20 protein-coding genes and 1 tRNA gene are annotated in these 20,576 nt (G+C 44.6%); 7 read left to right on the top strand and 14 right to left on the bottom strand.

From position 1 onward, the window contains the following. Positions 1–12: 12 nt before the first annotated feature. The 3 genes from ACZ5KY_RS11545 to ACZ5KY_RS11555 are packed head-to-tail and all read right to left on the bottom strand — an operon-like array spanning position 13 to position 3,315. The gene (locus ACZ5KY_RS11545) at positions 13–1,335 is read right to left on the bottom strand and encodes an ATP-grasp domain-containing protein (protein ID WP_464244050.1); all 1,323 of its coding nucleotides are present in this window, start codon (positions 1,333–1,335) and stop codon (positions 13–15) included. Further along, positions 1,326–2,237 carry an ATP-grasp domain-containing protein gene (locus ACZ5KY_RS11550; protein WP_464244051.1) on the bottom strand — a complete coding sequence of 304 codons (912 nt, stop codon included), beginning with the start codon at positions 2,235–2,237 and terminating at the stop codon, positions 1,326–1,328. Before ACZ5KY_RS11550 ends, ACZ5KY_RS11545 begins: the two co-directional genes overlap by 10 nt. Next, positions 2,182–3,315: a M20 family metallopeptidase gene (locus ACZ5KY_RS11555; RefSeq protein WP_464244052.1), complete on the bottom strand. Its 1,134-nt coding sequence runs from the start codon at positions 3,313–3,315 to the stop codon at positions 2,182–2,184. Before ACZ5KY_RS11555 ends, ACZ5KY_RS11550 begins: the two co-directional genes overlap by 56 nt. Before the next feature lie 348 nt (positions 3,316–3,663). Between ACZ5KY_RS11555 and ACZ5KY_RS11560 the strand changes: the two genes are divergently transcribed. The 3 genes from ACZ5KY_RS11560 (at position 3,664) to ald (ending at position 6,153) form a co-directional block, all read left to right on the top strand. Then, positions 3,664–4,257 carry a MarC family protein gene (locus ACZ5KY_RS11560; RefSeq protein WP_464244053.1) on the top strand — a complete coding sequence of 198 codons (594 nt, stop codon included), beginning with the start codon at positions 3,664–3,666 and terminating at the stop codon, positions 4,255–4,257. A gap of 23 nt (positions 4,258–4,280) precedes the next feature. Beyond that, the gene (gene msrA / locus ACZ5KY_RS11565) at positions 4,281–4,871 is read left to right on the top strand and encodes a peptide-methionine (S)-S-oxide reductase MsrA (RefSeq protein WP_464244054.1); all 591 of its coding nucleotides are present in this window, start codon (positions 4,281–4,283) and stop codon (positions 4,869–4,871) included. Positions 4,872–5,028: 157 nt separating this feature from the next. Beyond that, the gene (gene ald / locus ACZ5KY_RS11570; RefSeq protein ID WP_464244055.1) at positions 5,029–6,153 is read left to right on the top strand and encodes an alanine dehydrogenase; all 1,125 of its coding nucleotides are present in this window, start codon (positions 5,029–5,031) and stop codon (positions 6,151–6,153) included. Positions 6,154–6,157: 4 nt separating this feature from the next. On the opposite strand, the gene ACZ5KY_RS11575 is transcribed toward ald, so the two are convergent. Further along, entirely contained in the window at positions 6,158–6,922 is a 765-nt protein-coding gene (locus ACZ5KY_RS11575) for a porin family protein (protein ID WP_464244056.1), read from the bottom strand. A gap of 574 nt (positions 6,923–7,496) precedes the next feature. On the opposite strand from ACZ5KY_RS11575, the gene ACZ5KY_RS11580 reads away from it, so the two are divergent. Continuing rightward, positions 7,497–7,688, top strand: coding sequence for a YqaE/Pmp3 family membrane protein (locus ACZ5KY_RS11580; RefSeq protein ID WP_464244057.1), 192 nt, complete (start codon positions 7,497–7,499; stop codon positions 7,686–7,688). Between the two features lie 109 nt (positions 7,689–7,797). Here ACZ5KY_RS11580 and ACZ5KY_RS11585 read toward each other — a convergent pair whose 3' ends face one another. From ACZ5KY_RS11585 to ACZ5KY_RS11625, 9 genes are all read right to left on the bottom strand, one after another. Next, a complete protein-coding gene (locus ACZ5KY_RS11585; protein WP_464244058.1) occupies positions 7,798–8,253 on the bottom strand; it encodes a DUF4124 domain-containing protein in 456 nt (151 codons plus the stop codon). 109 nt (positions 8,254–8,362) lie between these two features. Beyond that, positions 8,363–8,437 (bottom strand) — tRNA-Gly (locus ACZ5KY_RS11590). Between the two features lie 38 nt (positions 8,438–8,475). After that, positions 8,476–9,780 carry a tRNA nucleotidyltransferase/poly(A) polymerase family protein gene (locus ACZ5KY_RS11595; RefSeq protein WP_464244059.1) on the bottom strand — a complete coding sequence of 435 codons (1,305 nt, stop codon included), beginning with the start codon at positions 9,778–9,780 and terminating at the stop codon, positions 8,476–8,478. A 154-nt stretch (positions 9,781–9,934) separates the two neighbouring features. Further along, entirely contained in the window at positions 9,935–10,828 is an 894-nt protein-coding gene (locus ACZ5KY_RS11600; RefSeq protein WP_464244060.1) for a peptidylprolyl isomerase, read from the bottom strand. A gap of 10 nt (positions 10,829–10,838) precedes the next feature. Then, positions 10,839–11,654: a 16S rRNA (adenine(1518)-N(6)/adenine(1519)-N(6))-dimethyltransferase RsmA gene (gene rsmA, locus ACZ5KY_RS11605; RefSeq protein WP_464244061.1), complete on the bottom strand. Its 816-nt coding sequence runs from the start codon at positions 11,652–11,654 to the stop codon at positions 10,839–10,841. Continuing rightward, positions 11,651–12,142: a DUF2062 domain-containing protein gene (locus ACZ5KY_RS11610; protein WP_464244062.1), complete on the bottom strand. Its 492-nt coding sequence runs from the start codon at positions 12,140–12,142 to the stop codon at positions 11,651–11,653. The genes rsmA and ACZ5KY_RS11610 overlap by 4 nt, the downstream gene beginning before the upstream one ends. 6 nt (positions 12,143–12,148) lie before the next feature. After that, positions 12,149–13,192: a tRNA (adenosine(37)-N6)-threonylcarbamoyltransferase complex transferase subunit TsaD gene (gene tsaD / locus ACZ5KY_RS11615; protein WP_464244063.1), complete on the bottom strand. Its 1,044-nt coding sequence runs from the start codon at positions 13,190–13,192 to the stop codon at positions 12,149–12,151. A gap of 27 nt (positions 13,193–13,219) precedes the next feature. Beyond that, the gene (locus tag ACZ5KY_RS11620) at positions 13,220–14,542 is read right to left on the bottom strand and encodes a PhoH family protein (RefSeq protein WP_464244064.1); all 1,323 of its coding nucleotides are present in this window, start codon (positions 14,540–14,542) and stop codon (positions 13,220–13,222) included. A 27-nt stretch (positions 14,543–14,569) separates the two neighbouring features. Further along, positions 14,570–15,751 (bottom strand): aminotransferase class V-fold PLP-dependent enzyme, encoded by a 1,182-nt coding sequence (locus tag ACZ5KY_RS11625; RefSeq protein ID WP_464244065.1) that lies wholly within the window; start codon positions 15,749–15,751, stop codon positions 14,570–14,572. 246 nt (positions 15,752–15,997) lie between these two features. Here ACZ5KY_RS11625 and ACZ5KY_RS11630 point away from each other — a divergent pair, with 246 nt between their 5' ends. Beyond that, complete coding sequence (locus ACZ5KY_RS11630; protein WP_464244066.1) at positions 15,998–18,223, top strand: vitamin B12-dependent ribonucleotide reductase; 2,226 nt, start codon at positions 15,998–16,000, stop codon at positions 18,221–18,223. Between the two features lie 89 nt (positions 18,224–18,312). Here the strand turns inward: ACZ5KY_RS11630 and ACZ5KY_RS11635 are convergent, their stop codons facing one another. Beyond that, a complete protein-coding gene (locus ACZ5KY_RS11635) occupies positions 18,313–18,732 on the bottom strand; it encodes an acyl-CoA thioesterase (protein ID WP_464244067.1) in 420 nt (139 codons plus the stop codon). Positions 18,733–18,855: 123 nt separating this feature from the next. Between ACZ5KY_RS11635 and ACZ5KY_RS11640 the strand changes: the two genes are divergently transcribed. Together ACZ5KY_RS11640 and ACZ5KY_RS11645 are read left to right on the top strand one after the other, a co-directional pair. Next, positions 18,856–19,257, top strand: a complete 402-nt coding sequence (locus ACZ5KY_RS11640; protein WP_464244068.1) for a pyridoxamine 5'-phosphate oxidase family protein — start codon at positions 18,856–18,858, stop codon at positions 19,255–19,257. A gap of 3 nt (positions 19,258–19,260) precedes the next feature. After that, the gene (locus ACZ5KY_RS11645) at positions 19,261–20,568 is read left to right on the top strand and encodes a B12-binding domain-containing radical SAM protein (protein WP_464244069.1); all 1,308 of its coding nucleotides are present in this window, start codon (positions 19,261–19,263) and stop codon (positions 20,566–20,568) included. The last annotated feature ends 8 nt before the right edge of the window (positions 20,569–20,576 follow it).

Consider the following 20,576-nt stretch of genomic DNA (forward strand, 5'->3'; position numbering starts at 1 on the left):
CCGCCTCCCCCCTCAGCTCAAACGGAGCTGTTGCTGCCAGCAGCGTAATAATGATGCTTCGATGGTTGACACTGCTGCGAGTTCGGCAAACTCAACCGTGGGTTGAGCAACCATATCCGCCCAGACCATCTCTGCCATCTTCTCACTCATCCCCTGAAGTGCCAAAAGGTCAGTCAAGGTGATTTCTGAGAGTTCGCGCGCCTTAAGATCAAGAATTTCCGGTTCGGTGGACTCCCCTTGCTGTGCCTGTTCAAGCACCGCCTGAGGAAGACTTTGATCCTGATCAATCAACGTAGGTGGGATATCACCCTCGTAACTGGTAGCGGTACGCTCCATCTGGAACAGTTCGCCATGCAGATCGTTACTGTACAACGCGCCATCTGCCGAGGGGTGGTAACGACTAAAGCCGATATGGCGCAAGCAGCGCAACAGTTCAGGTTTAATTTTGCCCAGTTCTTCCCAGCTAAACAGCGGAACATGCGGCTTGGCAAAACGGCCACCAGACAGATCCCACATCAGATATTGACCAATCCAGTCACGAATATAAGAGAAGGCGGCAAAAGCTGTCGCACACTCCAAAATGCTATAGTCATCGCCATATTCAGCGATGTCGCAGGCAAAGTATTCAGCCTTAGCGGCTTTGGAAGCGCTCACTGCCAACTCCAGTGCCCCCATAGGCACATTGTCATAGCTCATCGACCCCCCTTGAGAGGTGTTGGTGATCCACTGATTGTCGCCAGCAATCCGCCAGAATGCGCACACGGGTTTATGGCCAATCAACATCACTCGAATATCTTTTGTCAGTGGAATACACTCCTGAACATAGATCGGCAGATAGCGTTTTTTCTTCATCAATGCTAGTGCCTGCGTAGCATTATCAACCTTATGAACAAAATAACCGCCATAATTTGACGGGCCATAGGAGCGCTTTATGATCCGCGGATAGGAACAGGTTTTAAGATAGTTCAGCCCCTGTTCACGATCGTAAAAGATCTCGGTATGGGGGTGACCAAGTTTAAACTTGGAGCAAAAGCGCGTGACATTTTCCTTCGATTTATTGGTGAACTGGCTTTCAACTGACGGAACAAAACGGACATCGGGCAGCTGTTTTTTGATCTGTTTAAACGGTTCATAGGCCGTTGCCGGGATATTACCGACCAACACGTCGATCTTTTTTCGTTTCACCTCATCGACAAATCTCTGGCCATCATTGCCCCAGTGATAGACCACATGTTCTATCCGGTCTGGCCAGCCTTTAAAGTTAGACTCATTGAAAAAACGCATCACATAATCGAGGTACAAAAACCCCAGCCGTGGCAAAGTTTCTACTGACATGAGTTCTCCCCTGTAATGTGATCAATACATTCGACAATTTTAGCAATTTTACGTGAATTGAAATCGATCCCAGACTGTTCCTGCTCTGGGGTCGCAAAAGCAGGAAGACCATTGACTTCGATAACGAGGTATTCTTCATTTTTTCGATCATAGACGATATCAACACCGGCGATCTCCAAGCCGGTGACTAACGCAGCCTGACGTGCCAGAGTAACCACTTCAGGGATGGGTTCGCGCAAGAATACACTACCACCCGATGTCACATTCGTTCGCCAATCGCCCTCACGTGCTTTACGCCCATAACAACCAACAAATTCACCGTTGACGAGATCAACGCGAAAATCGCTGCCGTCATAGTCGATATAACGCTCAACATAGTAATATTTATACTCTTCAGGATCGAGATGAGGTTTCAGCGAACTCAATTGGTCAAAACTATCGATCTTGGTGACTCTGGTACCTCCCCAACCATCAACGGGCTTAAACACCAGAGTGCCGTGCTCAGCAAAGACCTGCTCAAGCTCTTCAGGATTCTCTTTATTACACAGGCAAAAATCTGCTGTTTTTATCCCATATTTATTGAGTAATGAATTGGTTTTGAATTTATCTTCAGCCAGCTTGAAAGAACGAAAATTATTTATCGTAGGGGTAAAGTCATTGATGTACTCGTACATATACACCTGATAATCCGTCTGCTCGCCAGCATTGTAGGAAAAGAACAGGTCCAATTCATCAATCCGCGTCCCTTTGCACTCGATCCCTTGCCCGGTCGCTTTAGAATAACGAAGGTCTAGCCCCCGAACTGTCCCAATTCCCCGCTCATTTAACTGGTCAACTATTTGCTCTTCAATCTTGTTTCCGCCGCAATTCTGGTACATCCACAACCCGATCATCCGTTCCATCATCATTCTCCACATCAAGGTTACGTCGCTGCTGTTGATAATTTAGGATCTTAACCAATAAGTCGATTCTCGAAGTAAAACTTGCAATCAATGCCCGTTCATTCAAAGTGTGATCGCCATCGCCAAAGGGGCCAAAACCATCTAAGGTTACAACCCCCATCTGGGCAGTTAAATTGGCATCACTGACCCCACCACGGTGTTCAGACGCCAACTTTTGACCGCTGATTTGACCAAGCCGCCGCAATAGACACAGTTGCTGGCTGGTCTCTTCCATCACATCGCGCTGAATCAAGCCGCTCAAATGCAAGATGGTGCCCGGTATAACACTGGTGGTCAGCAACTTTTCAATGGCCGTGAGCAGTCGCACCTTTTCAGCATGACTAGCAAAACGAATTTCAAACAGCAACGACGACGCCCCCGACACCGTATTGGCACCCGTACCACCAGTAATCATACCAACATTCACCGTCGTGCCCTGCTCAACATCACTTAGAGCGCAAAGACTGAGTAATTTTTCCGCCGCTTCACGATTAGCATCGATCCCTTGCTCCATAGCTGTGCCGGAATGAGCCTTGCGACCAGTGATCTCCAAAGTGAAGGTGCCAACCCCTTTGCGAGCTGTAACCAACTCCATATTCTGACCTGCAGCCTCAAGCACAAAACAATAGTGATAGTCTGGTGCCAATCGTTGCGTCAGCGCCTTAGAATCATCGCTGCCAGTCTCCTCGTCGCTAACCAATAAAAAATCGATATTGCTCAATGCACCGTGATGATTAAACACCTGTTCCAACGCTTCGATGGCGACAATCAGGCCACCTTTCATATCGCAGACGCCCGGGCCGTAAACCCAACGATCATCCTGACGGTAACAGTCAAATGTTCCCGCTACGAAAACGGTATCCAGATGACCGAGCAATAAAATTCTTTCACCGTCGACTCGCGGTGTCGTCAACAACAGGTGATCACCAAGGTGATGGCGAACAAATTGCTGGCAATGAAATCCCAACGGCCTTAACCAAGATTCGAACTGCTGCCCTACGGCATCAACACCAGACTTATTAGCCGTATAAGAGTTCATTTCTACGAGCTTTTTTAATCGAGTTAGCATCGTCATATGTTTAACGATAATTTAGACTTATCCAATGTCAATAGAACGAATGAAAAAATTGGATTAAAATTAGATATTGGGTGTTGATGACAGGATTGTATCTGATGGCAACTACATTCGTTAACTGGCAACGTATCTGCACGCTATTCGGCTGCAAATGTCTGAAATATTTTAGAGATACAATTAAGTTAAAGATTTTATCAACGAAAAAACAGGTACCAAAAAGAAAGAGCCATTGTAAAACATGGTAAAGTTACTTACACTTTCGACTTGAAAAGAACACGCACTCACCTATCTCTTAAGACTATGGAGCTCAGCATGTGGACGACATTTATCAATGATTACCTAAAACTGTTGTTTATCATGACACCATTTTTCGTGCTGTCTTCGTTCATTGCCCTAACCAATGAACTCAGCAGTCAAGAGGTGCGAAGAACCGCCGTTAAGGTCACGATTGCCGTATTGATCAGCTGTTTTTGTGTGTTCTTTTTCGGTAAGTATATCTTTGCTCTGTTTGGTATCACCCTTGATGCTTTCCGAATCGGTGCTGGTGCGGTATTATTTCTCAGTGGCATCACTATGGTAAATGGTCGGCCAACCGTCGATAGCACGCCAGAAACCAGCGATATTGCTGTTGTACCGCTAGCACTGCCGATCACTGTTGGTCCGGGTGTAATTGGGGTGTTAATGGTGATGGGTGCCGAACCAAAGAGCAACCTTGAGCTATTGGAGTTCTGTACGGCATTGGCTGGTGCAGCTCTAAGTATCGGTTTGATTCTGTTATCATCGGGTCGGCTACAACATCTACTAAGTAAGCGCTCACTGGCCATCTTACAAAAGATGACCGGTTTGTTTGTTACCGCTATTGCCGCTCAGATTGTGTTTACCGGTATTCGTGGCTTCCTTTTATAAAAAATCGAACAATGAGGAGTATGATGAAAATAAAACTAATTTTCACCTATGTTTCCCTGTTACTTCTCATGTCAACAACAGCATTCGCTGATAAAACTATTTTGGCGGGCGGTTGTTTCTGGTGTATGGAATCTGATTTTGAAAAACTGGCGGGCGTAACGGATGTTATTTCTGGTTTTACCGGTGGTTCTTTAAAAAGCCCAACCTACAGCGGCAATCACAGCGGTCACTACGAAGCGGTGGAGATCTCTTACGATTCAACTCTAATAAGCTATCAACAACTCCTTGATCACTATTGGGTCAATATCGATCCGTTTGATGCTAGAGGACAGTTCTGCGACAAGGGGCCAAGCTATTTAAGTGCTATATTTGTTGATTCACCTCAACAACGCCAGATTGCCCAAGGGTCGAAAGCACAGATAGCTTTGATGTTTCCCGATAAAAAGATTGTCACCCCAATTCTTAACAGTTCAACCTTTTATCCCATTGCTGGCGATGAGAGTTATCATCAGGACTATGCTAAAAACAATCCAGTTCGTTACAACTTCTATCGTTGGAATTGCGGTCGTGATCAACGCTTAAAAGCTATATGGGGAGAGCACGCCAGCCATTAACACCTGTACCGTCATGACAACAATACGATTACCCACCTTAACGCCCCATTTCATCCTATGACCAACAAATCGTGCAGCTATGCTTTGACTTGTTTCAACGTCGCGCTATTCTTACCTTATCAATTATGACCATCCAAACATTATCATGTGAGGCATTATGAAAATTGCCATTGCCAAAGAGATCAAAAATCATGAATATCGCGTGGCCATGACTCCTCTCGGTGTTGCAGCGCTGATAAAAGAGGGACATGAGGTGGTGGTGGAGCACCATGCCGGGATCGGCATCGATATGAGGGATGACGACTACATCGCTGCTGGGGCAAGGATCGAAACGGACACTCAACGGTTGTTTGCCGAGGCTGAACTCATTGTGAAAGTAAAAGAACCACAACCAACCGAAATTGAGATGTTGCAAGCAGGACAAATATTATTTACCTACTTACATTTGGCGGCACTGCCCAAACTAACACAGCAACTTTTAGATCGAAGAGTCAGTGCCATTGGCTATGAAACGGTGAAAGATGACGACGGAGGACTACCACTATTACAACCGATGAGCTTAATTGCGGGCCGAATGGCGACACAAATCGGGGCAAATTTATTGCAAAAAGAGCATGGCGGCCGTGGTGTACTACTGTCTGGTGCTCCTGGGGTGGAACGGGGTAAAGTGGTCATTCTTGGCGCTGGAACCGTGGGCGAAAATGCCCTAAAGATAGCCGTCGGTATGGGTGCTGATGTCACTATTATCAACCGTAGCCCCCATAAGCTCGAAGCACTTGATCGCCGTTATGGTAATCGGATTCAAACCCTCCTCGCAACACCAGAGCTTATCTCTACGGCTGTACGAGAGGCGGATTTACTCATTGGTGCAGTGTTGGTAGCGGGAGCAAAGGCGCCGCAACTGGTCACGGCGGATCAGGTCGAGAAAATGAAAGCGGGGAGCGTTATTGTGGATGTATCGATTGATCAAGGTGGCTGTATTGAAACCATTCAGGCAACCAGCCATGACGCGCCAAGCTACCTTCATGCCGGTGTTATCCATTATGCGGTCACCAATATTCCGGCGGCGGTGGCACGAACAAGTACCTTAGCGTTAACAAGCCGCACCCTACCCTATATCATCCAACTGGCGAATCGTGGTCTACAGCAGAGCCTTAACGATGATGCTGGCTTTTTACACGGGCTAAATGTCCATCAAGGGCTCTTATGCAATCCCGCTGTGGCAGCAGCACACAGTTTGACAGCGATAACAGCAAAACAAGCATTATTAAACGGCTATTAAAGATCTAAAATCGGACTAACAGACCGGCATAAGGACCTGAAATTTCAAGACTAACGTACAGGTCTTGCTCATCAACATCTAAGTCAAAAAAGCGATAACCTACAAAAATTCCGGCATTAGGAATTGGTGAATACTCCAATTGGATATCAGCATCAAAAATACTATTATCATCGTATTCAAAATAGCCTGCACGTAAACTAATGCCAACTAAATCAGCAAGAGCAATACGACTCCGAATGCCCAATGTTGGCAACGGCACCAATAGCGAATCACTCTCATCTAATCCTGTAGTTGAATCAGTAAATTCGACTTCAAGATCAGCAACCTTCACCGACAACTCAATGCCCAGTTGAAAACGCGTTGGAGCATCATCCATATTAATCAGATAATAGGTATAACCAGCATCGTACAGGTCTAACTTAATTCGACTTGATACATGGTCGCCAATATTGAACGCTTGACCATTGTAGCTGCCAGTAAATGGGATGCTACCTGAACCAGAAAATTCAATGGGTAGATAGGAGAAAGTCAGGCGTGAATCACCTAATTGTAAAGCAACCTCAGCGAGCAACTCTTCACTGTCATCAAGGTGTATATCGTTATCAACATCGAGCTTTGAACTAAAGCCATGATCACTCACAGCAATAGATCCCTCAGGTTCTAACAATTGATAGCCAGCCTTGATCGATAACATTTCATCAGCCAATACAGGCGTAGTAACAAACAACATGATCAAAGCAAGAAAAAGGAAACGCAAACAGATCGACATGGAACCTCCCGTTTTAGTTCAGGCAGAGTTTTGTTTTGATTGTTCTTTTAATCAGCACAACAAGAAATGGATAACGTGTTGTTTTATAGTCACTTTATTAACGACACACTCACCATATATGTTGCAACCTACATACCAACACTACAAATGAGCAGCACAGCACAAAAACGAGAGACCTATTCCAATAAACTTTTGTACATAAATTATTAAAGGGGTCGATCATAAGAAAAATAGATGCCGTCATGATTTGTTATAAATTCAGCCTATTGCAAGGAAAACAAAGGTTATTAATTCATAATGAAGTACACTTTCTGATCATTTAGGATTAAAAACCAATTAAATAGGTACCAAATTAGTTTGATTATTGTTTCTGAATGAACTTTTTACTACGAAAAATTAACGCATTATTGAGGCGTTAAAGCCACAGACCATGGTTTAATCACCACACTTTTAGCAAAGTTTAGACGCAAATTGTCACAGGATTGACTTGCAAATCAAGCTCAACTATTATGTCGTGATTGATCTGTCGTTTACTTTAAAATAAAGCAAAAACTCACATAATAAGGAGTCCACCATGCGTTTACTTTTGGCAATAATACTGCCATGGTTTCAATTTTTCACCATTGGTCGCCCTTTTGCTGGCATCATCTGCTTAATACTGCAAATCACTTTAATCGGTTGGATTCCAGCAGCGATATGGTCTGTGTATGCATTAAGTCAGTACAAAACGGATAAGAAGATTGAGGCTTCACTTGGAAATAATTAAGGAAGCAATGAGAGAGCCGAAACAATGAATCCCATTATCGAAAAACAAAAAAAAAAGGCACTTAGCATTTAAGCTAAGTGCCTGTTTTTTTTTAGTGTCACCGCACATATCAATGATGTTTTTTAAGTATTCTCAACTGCTCTTTATAATGATCCCGTTGCTGACGATAATAGTCCCGTGTTTTCTTTGGATCCTGAATATTTATTGCTCGATTATATTTATAAATTTGGGATTCAAGGTATGCTTTTCTTTGTTCATATCGACGATCTTGAAAATCGTCTACATGTTCATTGTATTCAGTAACTACCCTTTGACGATGCGTTTCACGATAATTATTCTGGGCAAGTTGATCATAATAAATATTTTGCCTTTCAGCTTGTTGGCGGTCAAATGCAGTCTGTTTTTTCTTGTCATAAGTACCACCAGAAATATCTTGTGCAGTTGAAGGTGGTGCAGTATCCGTTATATGCAAAACCCCCGAGGAATCACGCCATTTATATAAACTGGCACTTAAGGCAACTGTTTGAAACAACAATAATAATACAAAGAAAGTAATGAAACGCATACTCTTCCCCCCCAAAAGAAAAAACAAAAGCCACCTTTAAAGGTACCTAATGATTGAAAAAGATACAAAAAAAGGCATTCAGAATTAACCGAAATGCCTGTTTTTTTTATGGAGCGGGAAACGAGATTCGAACTCGCGACCTTCACCTTGGGAAGGTGACACTCTACCACTGAGTTATTCCCGCAATAGGTGATGGAGTATATGTAACAGTAGCTATGGTTGTCAATTGGATTCACACCATTTAACAAGATAACTTTCGGCCTCAATCGCGTTCGTTACCGTGCCACTGATCTCAGCTAGTTCGAGAGCTTTAAAACACTGACCTAGCTGTCGCCCGTGACAGTAAGGAGCCAGTTTCTGAATGCGATCAGTTGTCAGCAATGGTCGAATTCGACCATTGTTTTGAGTTTGTTGACAGAGGTTCTGCAACGCTAACAAGTGTTGCGTATCCATATCGCCGCCACTAAGCAATTGGCAAAAAATAAGTGCTTGAGGTAATGGCGCATGGTGCTGTTGCAACCACAATAACTTACCGCGATCAGCACAGTTTAACTGATGGTATTTATCGAATTCTGCTGCGGTGGTATTTAGGAAAAAACGGAGCAATTGAGCAACACGTTTTTCAAAATGAAGCCGCCTTAAAAGCTCATCTAGTTTATCACCATTCACAGAACAACACCTTAGAATAGCGATAAAAGCTATCAACCCAGCAACAGTAAAACCATCACCACCCTGAAGGTTTAATTGCTGCAAAGAACAATCCTCCTGTTGCTGTTTAAACTGCTGCATCCTGTGATCAATAGCACGACAACACTCAACAATTCGAGCGCTATCACACGACAACGTCAACGCTTCAGCGACACCACATTCAACAAATATTTTGAGTGCAGACTCACTGTTTACCGCTGCAAAAATCTGACTTAATTCACTGCATATCCGTTCTCCAGCGACCTGTTTCAGCATTGGAGAATGGGCAACAAATTGCTGTTGTGTTGCATCATCGACAACAAGGTTCAACTGGGCACAGTGGCGTATCCCTTTCAGGATTCGTAGCGGATCGGCGGCAATAACAGTATCACTACACATCCGTAATTGATGAGCAGCGAGATCGCGTTGGCCGTTAAGGGGATCTATCAAAGCCGAAGCATCGAGGGGAATCACTAACGATAACGCCATCGCATTGATAGTAAAGTCACGTAAAGCGAGATCAATTTCGAGTGAAGGGCCACGAAACGGGGCAAAGTCAAATTGAAGTTTGGCTGCATCACGCATGACAACACGACTGTAGCCACGTTGTTTATCAAGGTAAAACCAATGGCCGTTGATCTGTTTGGCGAAGGCTTTGGCGATATGGCTTGGGTCAACAGCACAAACAAAATCATAATCGGCGCTGTCGCGTTTGAGAAGGTGGTCGCGAAGACAACCACCGACAAGATAAAGGGGGTGCGACTCGGCTGCCGCCAATTTGGCAAGCAGGCCGAGTTCGTTTTTATGTTGAGAAAATATCAACGTCTCTAATTTATCCATATATCCATAATGAATATGGCGTCGCAGAAAGTCCGCCCACCAGCGTAGCAGCGTTTGTTCAAGACTTCGACATACAACAGGTATGACGTCACCCTTGAACAACCACCACGCCTTGGGGGACGAAGTTTATGCTTAGCCATCTAAGACCATTAATTTATTCAGCAGCAGGTTCGCTGAAATTGATTTCAGCGTTGGTTTTAAGCTCTTCAACCCAAGCGTGAAGGAGCTTTGCACCCTCTTGCTCTTTTAGGAATGCAGAGATTTGTGGCTTGATTTCATCAACGCTTAATGATTGCTCATCTTGACGATCAGTCACTTGGATAAGGTGATAACCAAATGGCGTTTTTACAATATCACTGGTTTCGCCAGTTTTTAATGCAAATGCAACAGAATCAAATTCCTTAACCATTGAACCTGGGCCGAAGAAACCAAGATCGCCACCTTTGGCACTACTTGGGCAAGCAGAGTGCTCTTGGGCTAATGCACCAAAGCTTGACTCTTCAGCTTGCAATTGTTTTTGAATCTTTTCAATCTTCTCTTTTGCCTCACCACTTTCATCATCGGTTGCCTTGATGAGGATATGACTTGCACGAACCTGTGATGGCTTACGCATTTTTTCAGGGTTGGCATCATAGAATGCTTGAACTACTTCATCCGTTGGCTCATCAGCATCGCTGGCCTTTTTATCGGTCATCATATTCACAGAGAGGTCTTGACGGATCATCCGGTAGTAACAATCTCTATCAATACCAGCCTTTTCTAAGGTTGCGTAAAACTCCTCAGGGCTTGGGAAATTGCTCATCACTTTTACAGTCTCTTGCTTGATTTTATCATCGTCAGCAATAACGCCTTCTTCCATCGCTTGTTGAAAAATCAATTCACGGGCAATAATGCGTTCAACAGCAACCTCTTGTACTTGCTCTGTTTCTTCGTCGGTCAACTGCTCAGCAGTTTTACGAAACATCTCCATTGAATAGCTTTGGATCGCATTAATAAAATCAAAATGGCTGATGGGTGTTCCGTTAACGGTAATTGTTTGTTCTGACACGTGACTCTCCTTAATTGGTTAAATATCGTTGTTCAACACATTGTAATTGTTTTGCAAGATGTGCAAATTCTGTAATCGAGAGGGTTTCCCCTCGTCGCTTCATATCAAGTTGTGCATCTTCTGCCGTAATGTCAACCACCTCGGCACTAAAACCCGCAGCGCAAAGACAATTGCGCAACGTTTTACGCCGTTGCGCAAAGGAAGCTTTGACGACACGACGGAAAAAAGCATCATCTTCAACTTCAACTCGCGGCGTTTCACGGCGATCAAAACGCAGTACTTCGGACATCACCTTTGGTGGTGGCTTGAAAGCACTGGGGGGGACCAGCGTAACGCGGCTAATATCGAACCATATCTGACACAATACTGTCAAGGAGCCATACTCTTTTGAGCCGGGCTGCGCCCTGAGGCGGTCACCAACTTCTTTCTGAAACATCAGTATCATGCGAGAAATAAGCTGACGGTGAGTGATCATCTTAAACAATACTTGACTGGAAATATTGTAAGGCAAGTTGGCGACTAACTTATAATCGGACTGGTTTAGTATTTGATTCCAATCGATTTTAAGGGCATCACCAACATGGACGTTAAGCTTTTCGTCACCGTTATCTGTGAATTGTTGCGCTAAATCACGATCAATTTCGATCAAATCAAGACGTTGAACCAACGGCAACATTTTGTGAGTTAAGGCCCCCTGCCCTGGACCAATCTCAAGGACATGATCACTTGGAGAAAGTTCAGCTGCGGCAATAATATGATTGATAACATTTTGATCAATTAAAAAATTTTGGCCAAACCGTTTACGTGGCCGATGAAGTGTACTCATTGATGTTTTACTCTCTTAAAGGGACGAGGCCAACGGGAGATACGCAGTGTTTTAAGGCTTGGAACCATCCTCAACACCACAGCATAGGAGACAGCTCCAAGAAGTAAGCCGAAGACAACACTGCCTAAGCACATGGGAATCATCAGATTGTAACCGAGTTCAGCAATGGAATCAGATGTGACCTGATGGGGGAAATGGATGTGTTCCATATCGAGAAGAAAGCGCCCTGTTTCGTATTCAGCAGCATAGATTAATGGCGCTGTGATCGGATTACTGATCCAGACACCTATGGTGGCTGCGATCTTATTCTGCCCTAAAAGCATGGCAACAAAGAACGCAATCAACATTTGAAAACCAAAGGTTGGTGTCATGCCGATAAAAATTCCCAGAGCAAACCCTTTGGCAATTTCGTCGGGCTGTGCGCGTAAACGCAACAAACGCAACACAAGCAATTTAGATTGTCGGATAAGTCCCCATCGACGCCACATAGTGTTCTACCGTTTTGATTGGCTGTCTGACTGCAATGGGCTGTCGACAGTGTCAAGTGGCCAGTTGGCCCGAGCGTTCAAATCAAGCGGCGAGGATAAACCGCGGCGCAAGTATTCATCACCCGCAACGGCTAGCATCGCTGCATTATCGGCACATAATAGTGGCGAGGGGAAAAATACATCAATATTTTTATCACAACCGAATTTTTTAAAGCGTTGGCGCAGGCCACTATTACACGCAACACCACCCGCAACAACAATGCGCGTTAAGCCTTGTTCTTGAGCAGCTTTAAATGTTTTACGGCTCAGAACATCGACAACTGCTTCTTGAAAACTGGCGGCAAGATGTTTCAGCGTTTGCTCTTCAAGTGGATGCTCAAGTTTTTTTATTTGGTTCAGCACCGACGTTTTGATGCCACTGAAGCTAAAATCGAAACCAGGCCGGTGCAACATGGGCCGAGGGAAATTAAAATGCTTCGGATCGCCTTCTTGAGCCAGACGGTCAATTAGAGCACCACCGGGATAGGTTAACCCTGACATTTTAGCGACCTTATCAAAGGCTTCTCCTGCGGCATCATCCAATGTTTGACCAATGATCTGATACTGACCAATACCCTCAACACGATACAGGTGGGTGTGTCCGCCAGAAACGGCCAGAGCGAGATAAGGAAATTCAATTTGGTGCTCTAAAAAAGGTGCCAGAATGTGGCCTTCGATGTGGTGGACGCCAACCAGTGGAACTCCCAGCGCATAGGCCATCGCCTTGGCATTGGACATGCCAACAAGAAGTGCACCAATCAGTCCGGGGCCAGCGGTGACAGCAATCCCTTCTATCTCAGACAGCTCAACGTTCGCTTGTTGCAACGCCTGTTCGATAACAACGGGACAGGCCTCAAGGTGTTTACGGGCCGCAAGTTCAGGCACCACACCACCGTAACAGGCATGGAGATCAACCTGAGAGGCAATAATATTGCTTAAAACCTCACGGCCATCGCGAACAACGGCCGCTGAGGTTTCATCACAAGAGGATTCAATAGTAAGTATTAGCATCAGTTATTTTTTTATATTATTGAGATGTTAAAGCAAGTTAGCGGCAAGTTCTGCCAAACCAGAACGTTCACCGTGCGACAAGGTAACATGACCAGAGATCGACTGCCCCTTAAATTTTTCTACGGTATACGTCAAACCATTACTTGAGGCATCGACATATGGATTATCAATTTGGTAAGGATCGCCCGTTAAAACGATTTTTGTCCCCTCACCAGCGCGAGTGATAATGGTTTTAATCTCGTGTGGTGTCAAGTTTTGTGCTTCATCGACAATCATATATTGATTAGGGATCGAGCGGCCACGAATGTAGGTAAGTGGCTCAATCTCCAGAATACCCATATCAACCAATTCACGATATCCACGCTTACGCGTACCACGTTCCTCTACGGCACCAAGAAGCAGTTCAACATTGTCAAAAATAGGTTGCATCCACGGAGCCAACTTCTCCTCGACATCGCCGGGGAGAAAACCAAGGTCGCGGCCCATAGGAAATACCGGCCGTGACACCAGAAGGCGGCTGTATTTGCGATCATCAGCAGACTTTTGCAAGCCCGCAGCGATGGCTAACAGAGTTTTACCTGTGCCCGCCTTACCCACTAAGGTCACAACTTGAACGGCAGGATCTAACAACAGGTCAAGAGCAAACTGCTGTTCACGGTTACGCGCTTGCAGTCCCCATATCCCCTCTTTTGGAATTTTTACCAGTGGTTGCAACCTCTTCATTACGGCATCGTAACGTGCTAGGGCAGTATGAGAAAGATTCCCTTCATCAACCAAGGTGATGCATTGATTCGGCAATAAAGTAGTTTCCTCATCCTCATCAAGGAAACCTTGACCATAAAAATAATCGACAACATTCGCTGCAACAATACGTTCACATGTACCCGTATAGAGTTCATCAATGGAAACTTTATCGTTTTCGTAATCCTGAGCAACCAGTCCTAATGCATCAGCTTTGATTCGTAAGTTGGTATCTTTGGTAACAAAGATAATTTGACAATCAAATTCTTTTTTCAACCCCAACGCTACCGATAGAATTTTATTGTCTGCGCGATCGATCTGTAATTCAGGCGGCAAGTTTTCAACTTGATCTCGCGAAAGAAGAACGACAGTAAGAGTACCGCCATTTTCAAGTGCAATACCGTCCGTCAGCCTACCGTTGGTGCGTAGTTTGTCCAGCATCCGCGACACCTGACGCGCATTACGGCCAATTTCATTCAGATCTTTCTTAAAGGTATCGATCTCTTCAATCACTGTAATGGGAATATAGACGTCGTTATCTTGAAATTTAAGATAAGCTTGAGGGTCATGTAACAACACATTGGTATCAAGGATAAACTTTTTAATCATAATACCTCACCAGTTGGAGTCAATGAATCAAACAGATGGTACAGACGAAGAGTCACCAATAATTTCAGTTATTGCAGTTAACAAACAATCAATCTCTTCTTGCGTATTAAAATAACCTGGACTGATACGAATCGTCCCCTGAGGAAACGATCCGATGGTGCGATGAGCGTCAGGAGAGCAGTGTAAACCAACCCGTGCGCCGATATTATAATAATGATCCAGTAAAAAACCCACTTCGGCAGGATCTCTTTGATCAATATTGAAGGAAACAACACTGCCTTCGGCCTCAACAGGGCCATACAGGGTAACCGTATCAATCAAAGCCAACCCTTGGCGTAAACGATTCGACAATTTTTGCTCATGCTCGCAAATAACGGTCACACCAACCTGTTCAACAAAATGGATGCCAGCACTAAGTGCCGCCAAGGCAGGCGTATTTAATGTACCACATTCAAGATGTTCTGGCATCTGTTCAGGCTGCGATAGTTGGCTTGAAAACGTGCCCGTCCCACCATATTTAAGCGGCTTAAGGTGTATTTGTTCGTCGACGTACAAAAAACCAACCCCTTGCGGCCCCATTAACGACTTATGTCCCGGAGCAGCAAGGAGGTCAATGGCCATCGCCTCAACATCGAGGGGAAACACTCCAGCACTTTGAGCGGCATCGACCATAAAGGTGATTCCCTGCTGACGACACCAAGGACCAATTTCATTAATCGGCTGCACCGTCCCCGTTACGTTGGAACAGTGACTTAAGACAACAAGTTGTGTTGAAACAAGACAAGCCGCCTGAATGTCTTCGAGAGTGACACGACCGTAGTGATCGGCCTGCACTTTCACAACCTCAACGCCACGTTGCTGAAGTTCATATAATGGTCGCGACACAGCATTGTGTTCCATACTGGTCGTTACAACGCGATCTCCCGGCTGTAACAACCCGAACAAAGCAACATTGATGGCTTCAGTGGCATTGGAGGTAAAGGCGATTTGGGCACAATCACGAATATTAAAAAATCTGGCTAGGTCCAACCGAGCTGTCAGAACGATTTTAGCTGCTTGATGGGCTAAATAATGACCTCCACGGCCGGGGTTAGCACAACATGTACGGGAGATATGATCTTGGGCAAGATAAACTGATTCAGGTTTGGGGAAAGAGGTCGCTGCATTATCTAAATAAATAACATTTTTTTCGCCAGACTCACATGACATGGTGTGTTCCAAATTTGAAGAATTGAGGCAAATAAGATGCCAAAAATAAAATTACATGACAAAAATTTTCCATATTTTTCTGAAACTACCACCCTGCTTAGGTTTAGGCAACTTCATTTCATTACACGATAGATCGAGTACAACAATTCGGACATTAACTACGTTGACAGCCACGATATATTGTGTTCTAAATTCAGTCTCACACACAATGTAGTGAAAGGTTCCCCTCTTAAAAAGGACACGCAGATGTCAAAAAGTATGAAGAATACCGCTCTACCCCTCACTAAAAATGCCCTAACTGTCCTCGAACGTCGCTATTTGAAGCGTGACGAAAAAGGGAACGTTTTAGAAACTCCAGCAAACATGTTTGAACGTGTTGCTCTAGCCATCGCAGGCGCCGAAACTGAATTTGATGCCAAAGCGGATGTTAAAAAAGTATCTGCCGATTTTTACGACATGATGGCCAACCTTGAATTTCTACCAAACTCACCAACATTGATGAATGCTGGGCGCGAATTGGGTCAACTATCAGCCTGCTTTGTACTCCCTGTTGAAGATTCAATGGAAAGTATTTTCGAAGCAATCAAAAATACCGCTTTGATCCATAAAAGTGGAGGCGGTACAGGCTTCTCATTTAGCCGTATCCGCCCCGCTAATGATGTTGTGATGTCAACTAAAGGTGTTTCGTCAGGGCCACTATCATTCATGAAAGTGTTTGATGCGGCAACTGAAACCATCAAGCAAGGTGGAACCCGTCGCGGTGCAAACATGGGTATCTTACGTGTTGATCATCCTGATATCATGGATTTCATCATGTGCAAACGGGATCAAACTGTACTAACAAACTTCAATATCTCAGTTGGTATGACGGAATCCTTTATGGAGGCAGTTAAAACCGACAGCGAGTACGACATTCTCAGCCCACGTACAGGAGAAGTGTGCAACCGCATGTCTGCTGCAAAGGTCTTTGATCACATCGTTGATATGGCTTGGAGCAACGGTGAGCCTGGAATAATTTTCCTTGATCGCTTAAATCGTGACAACCCAACACCACATATTGGTGAGTTTGAAAGTACCAATCCATGCGGTGAGCAACCGTTGTTGCCTTACGAATCGTGTAATCTCGGCTCGATCAATCTTTCTAAAATGATCAAAAACGGCCAAGTGGATTGGGATAAGCTCAAATTAACCGTTCAGCGTGCAACTCGTTTTCTTGACAATGTAATTCAAGCGAACAACTACCCCATCCCTGAAATCACTGAGATGACTTTGGCCAACCGTAAAATTGGTCTCGGTATCATGGGCTGGGCTGACATGCTCATCTTGTTAAGCATCTCCTATCGTGAACAAGAAGCAACCGACCTCGGTGCCAAAGTGATGAAATTCATCAATGATGAATCTCATGCTGCCTCACGACAATTAGCCAAAGATCGAGGCGCATTTCCTAATTTTAAAGGGAGCGCATTCGACACCCGTCACGAGCCAGAGATCCGTAATGCGACGTGCACCACCATTGCGCCAACGGGAACAATTTCGATCATCGCCAATAGTTCAAGCGGTGTCGAACCACTTTTTGCGGTATCTTATGTTCGCCAAGTGATGGATGATGACATTCTCGTTGAAGTAAATCCATTATTTGAAAAGATTGCCAAAGAGCGTGGTTTTTACTCTCTAGAACTCATGAAACTGATCGCTGAAAAAGGGACGATTGCAGACTTTGATCAAATCCCTGAAGATGTTCGTCGTGTCTTTGTTACCGCGCACGACATCACCCCTGAAGACCATATCCGTATGCAAGCGGCATTTCAACAACACACAGATAATGCGGTTTCTAAAACAGTCAACTTTTGCAATGGTGCCACCCGTGACGATGTCGCCAACGTGTACCAACTTGCGTATCAAAGTGGCTGTAAAGGAGTAACAATCTACCGTGATGGTTCGCGTGACCATCAAGTGTTGTCAGTCAAGAAGTCGGATGATGGATCAGAAGTAGCTATTCCGATGGAAAATAAAAAAGGTGGTAGAAAGCGGGATCGGCCACGGACACTAAACGGTGCCACATACCAGATGGAAACAGGATGCGGCCCGCTGTATATTACGATCAACGAAGATCCACATGGTTTGTTCGAAGTCTTTACCACTATGGGTAAAGCTGGCGGTTGTGCGGCATCACAATGTGAAGCCTTAGGTCGTTTGGTATCCATGGCTTGGCGAAGTGGCGTACAAGCACGGCAAACGGTTAAGCAATTGGTGGGAATTTCATGTCATAAACCAGCTGGTTTTGGCGCGAACCGGATCACCTCTTGCGCCGATGCATTAGCAAAAGCGATCCAAATGCACATGCAAACAGAAGATGAAGAGTGCCAACAACATATTGCTGGCGGTGGCGCATGTCCAGAATGTGGCGGCCCAGTTGAGCACGAAGGTGGTTGCAGTGTCTGTCACTCTTGTGGCTACTCTGAATGTGCTTAACGTTTCAACTGTAAGCAAAAAAACTGATTTTATATCGGTTTAACACTCCGATAAAACACAAAAGCAGGAAGGGCAACCTTCCTGCTTTTTTATTGCTCCGTACTTTCGGCCATTTTATGTTGAATCTGCTGATAAAAATCGCTTGAGAGCGCACTTGGCTTGCCCTTTTTATCCATTATAAGGTGGCGCGTTGTACCATGAGCGATCTTCGTACCCATTTCGTCCACAACGCAATAGCTAAACTCCATCAACCGTTTTCTGAACCTCTTTAAACAGGTAACAACCGTCAAGTTGTCTTCATAGTAGGCTGGTTTGGCATAACGGCTGGTTAAGTCAACAACCACAACAAAATAACCCTGCTGTTCCCACTGACTATAAGCGACACCGACTTTGCGTAAAAAATCAGATCTCCCCTCTTCGAACCAAACGGGATAAACAGCGTGGTGAACAATCCCCTGAGCATCTGTTTCAGCATAACGAACGCGAATTTGTGTACGGTGTTCCATCATTAACGATCTCCACAATATAGAAAATGTCCTGAATTATTAATTGTCATTGCATGGCATGGGTATTTATATTACAAAACACTACAACTTCGATATGCAATAAACCAAATATGCGACAAGGTTACCATGTCCTTCGACTATGCAAAATTCATCTCTGACCCCAAACAAGTTGGAATCCTATCTACAGCAGATAGCAATGGAATGCCCAATTGTGCTGTGATTGGTTCGGCTATTACGTCAGACGACAACCAACTAATTTTAGCATTAGGTGACAATCGCTCGTTGCAAAATTTACAGAAAAATCCTCAAGCGGTTTTCATCGCCTTTAAGGAAGCTGATTTCCTACCAGCCTGGCAAGGGATCAGACTCTACCTTAAGCTAGAAGAGATCCTCTATGATGGTGCACTCAAAGATCAACGAGTAGCCGAAATCAAACAGACGGCTGGCAATCAAGCCGCAAAAATGATGGTTGCTGCCGTACGATTTTCTGTTTACGAAACACGCCCTCTTCTTGACATGTCAAATTAACTCATGAATATTCTTCTCGTAAATCCACCTAATAGCGGTCGAAGTATCCCTGAAGAGCGCTACGGTCTTGATTCTCTTAAGCAAATATTTCGCGGTGAACCTCTTGGTTTGGAAGTATTAGCCAGCTACTTAGATGGTCACGAAGTAAAAATTATTGATCTGAAAGCTGAACCACACAGCTTCAGCGACACTCTAGTAGAGTTCAAGCCAGACATTGTTGCATTTACGGCGATGACCTGTGAAGCGAACGCCGTCGTTGCCTTAGCACATCAGGTCAAACAACACGGTAACATCATAACCATTGTTGGTGGCATTCACGCCAGCAACGACCCTGATTTTTTCAATCAGAGTATGTTCGATTATATTGTTATCGGCTTAGGACAACACTCACTGGCTGAACTCGTAACGATGCTTAGTCAGTCAACAGGTCAGCAGCTCGCTGTACCAGATATTGCTGGGGTCGCTAAAACATCGGCTCAACAACCATTAACATGGATAGCAAGGAAATTTAAATCTAAGGATTATTCCCACGCCAGAGCACCACGATACGATTTAACCTCTCAATACCGCGACAGTTATTTCCTACCCAACTTACAGGTGCACATGGGCTATGTTGTCACCGCCTATGGCTGCCCTTACCGCTGCTCTTTTTGTTCGATTGCGGGTCAAGCTGGTGGCCAATACCTGTGTCAAAGTAACAAAAATGTGGTGCGTGATCTGCAATGTCTTGACGATGTTCCTTTTGTTCGACTCGTTGATGCCAACACCTTTGGCTCTATTAGCCACGCACGGCAACTCTGCCGCTCAATTGAAGATGCAGGGATTACTAAACAGTTTCTTATTGATGTTCGTGCCGACACCGTTGTTCGCCATCCTGAGCTATTAGAAGAGTGGAAAAAAATTGGCCTGCGTTCAGTGGTGATCGGCTTTGAAGAGATCAGTGATAAACGCCTTACGGCCATGAACAAAGAGGGAACCACAGCGCTAAATACAGAAGCACTTCGAATCCTAAATCAATTGGGCATCACTGTTGTGGGTGACTTTATTGTTGATCCAGATTATGATGAAGCTGATTTTGATCAACTTGAAAATTATATTACCTCACATCAAATCGATCTCCCCATGTTAACCATTCTAACCCCGCTACCCGGGACTGAATTGTATGCGGATATGAAGCATCAAATATGTGAACACAATCTTGATTTCTATACTTTGACCAATGCGGTAACCCCTACACGGTTAACTGAAAAACGTTTCTACAGTCGCTATTCTGACTTAATGCGTTCATGTCATAACAAAGCAAAAATTTAGGAACAAAC

Source organism: Desulfuromonas svalbardensis (assembly GCF_055389415.1).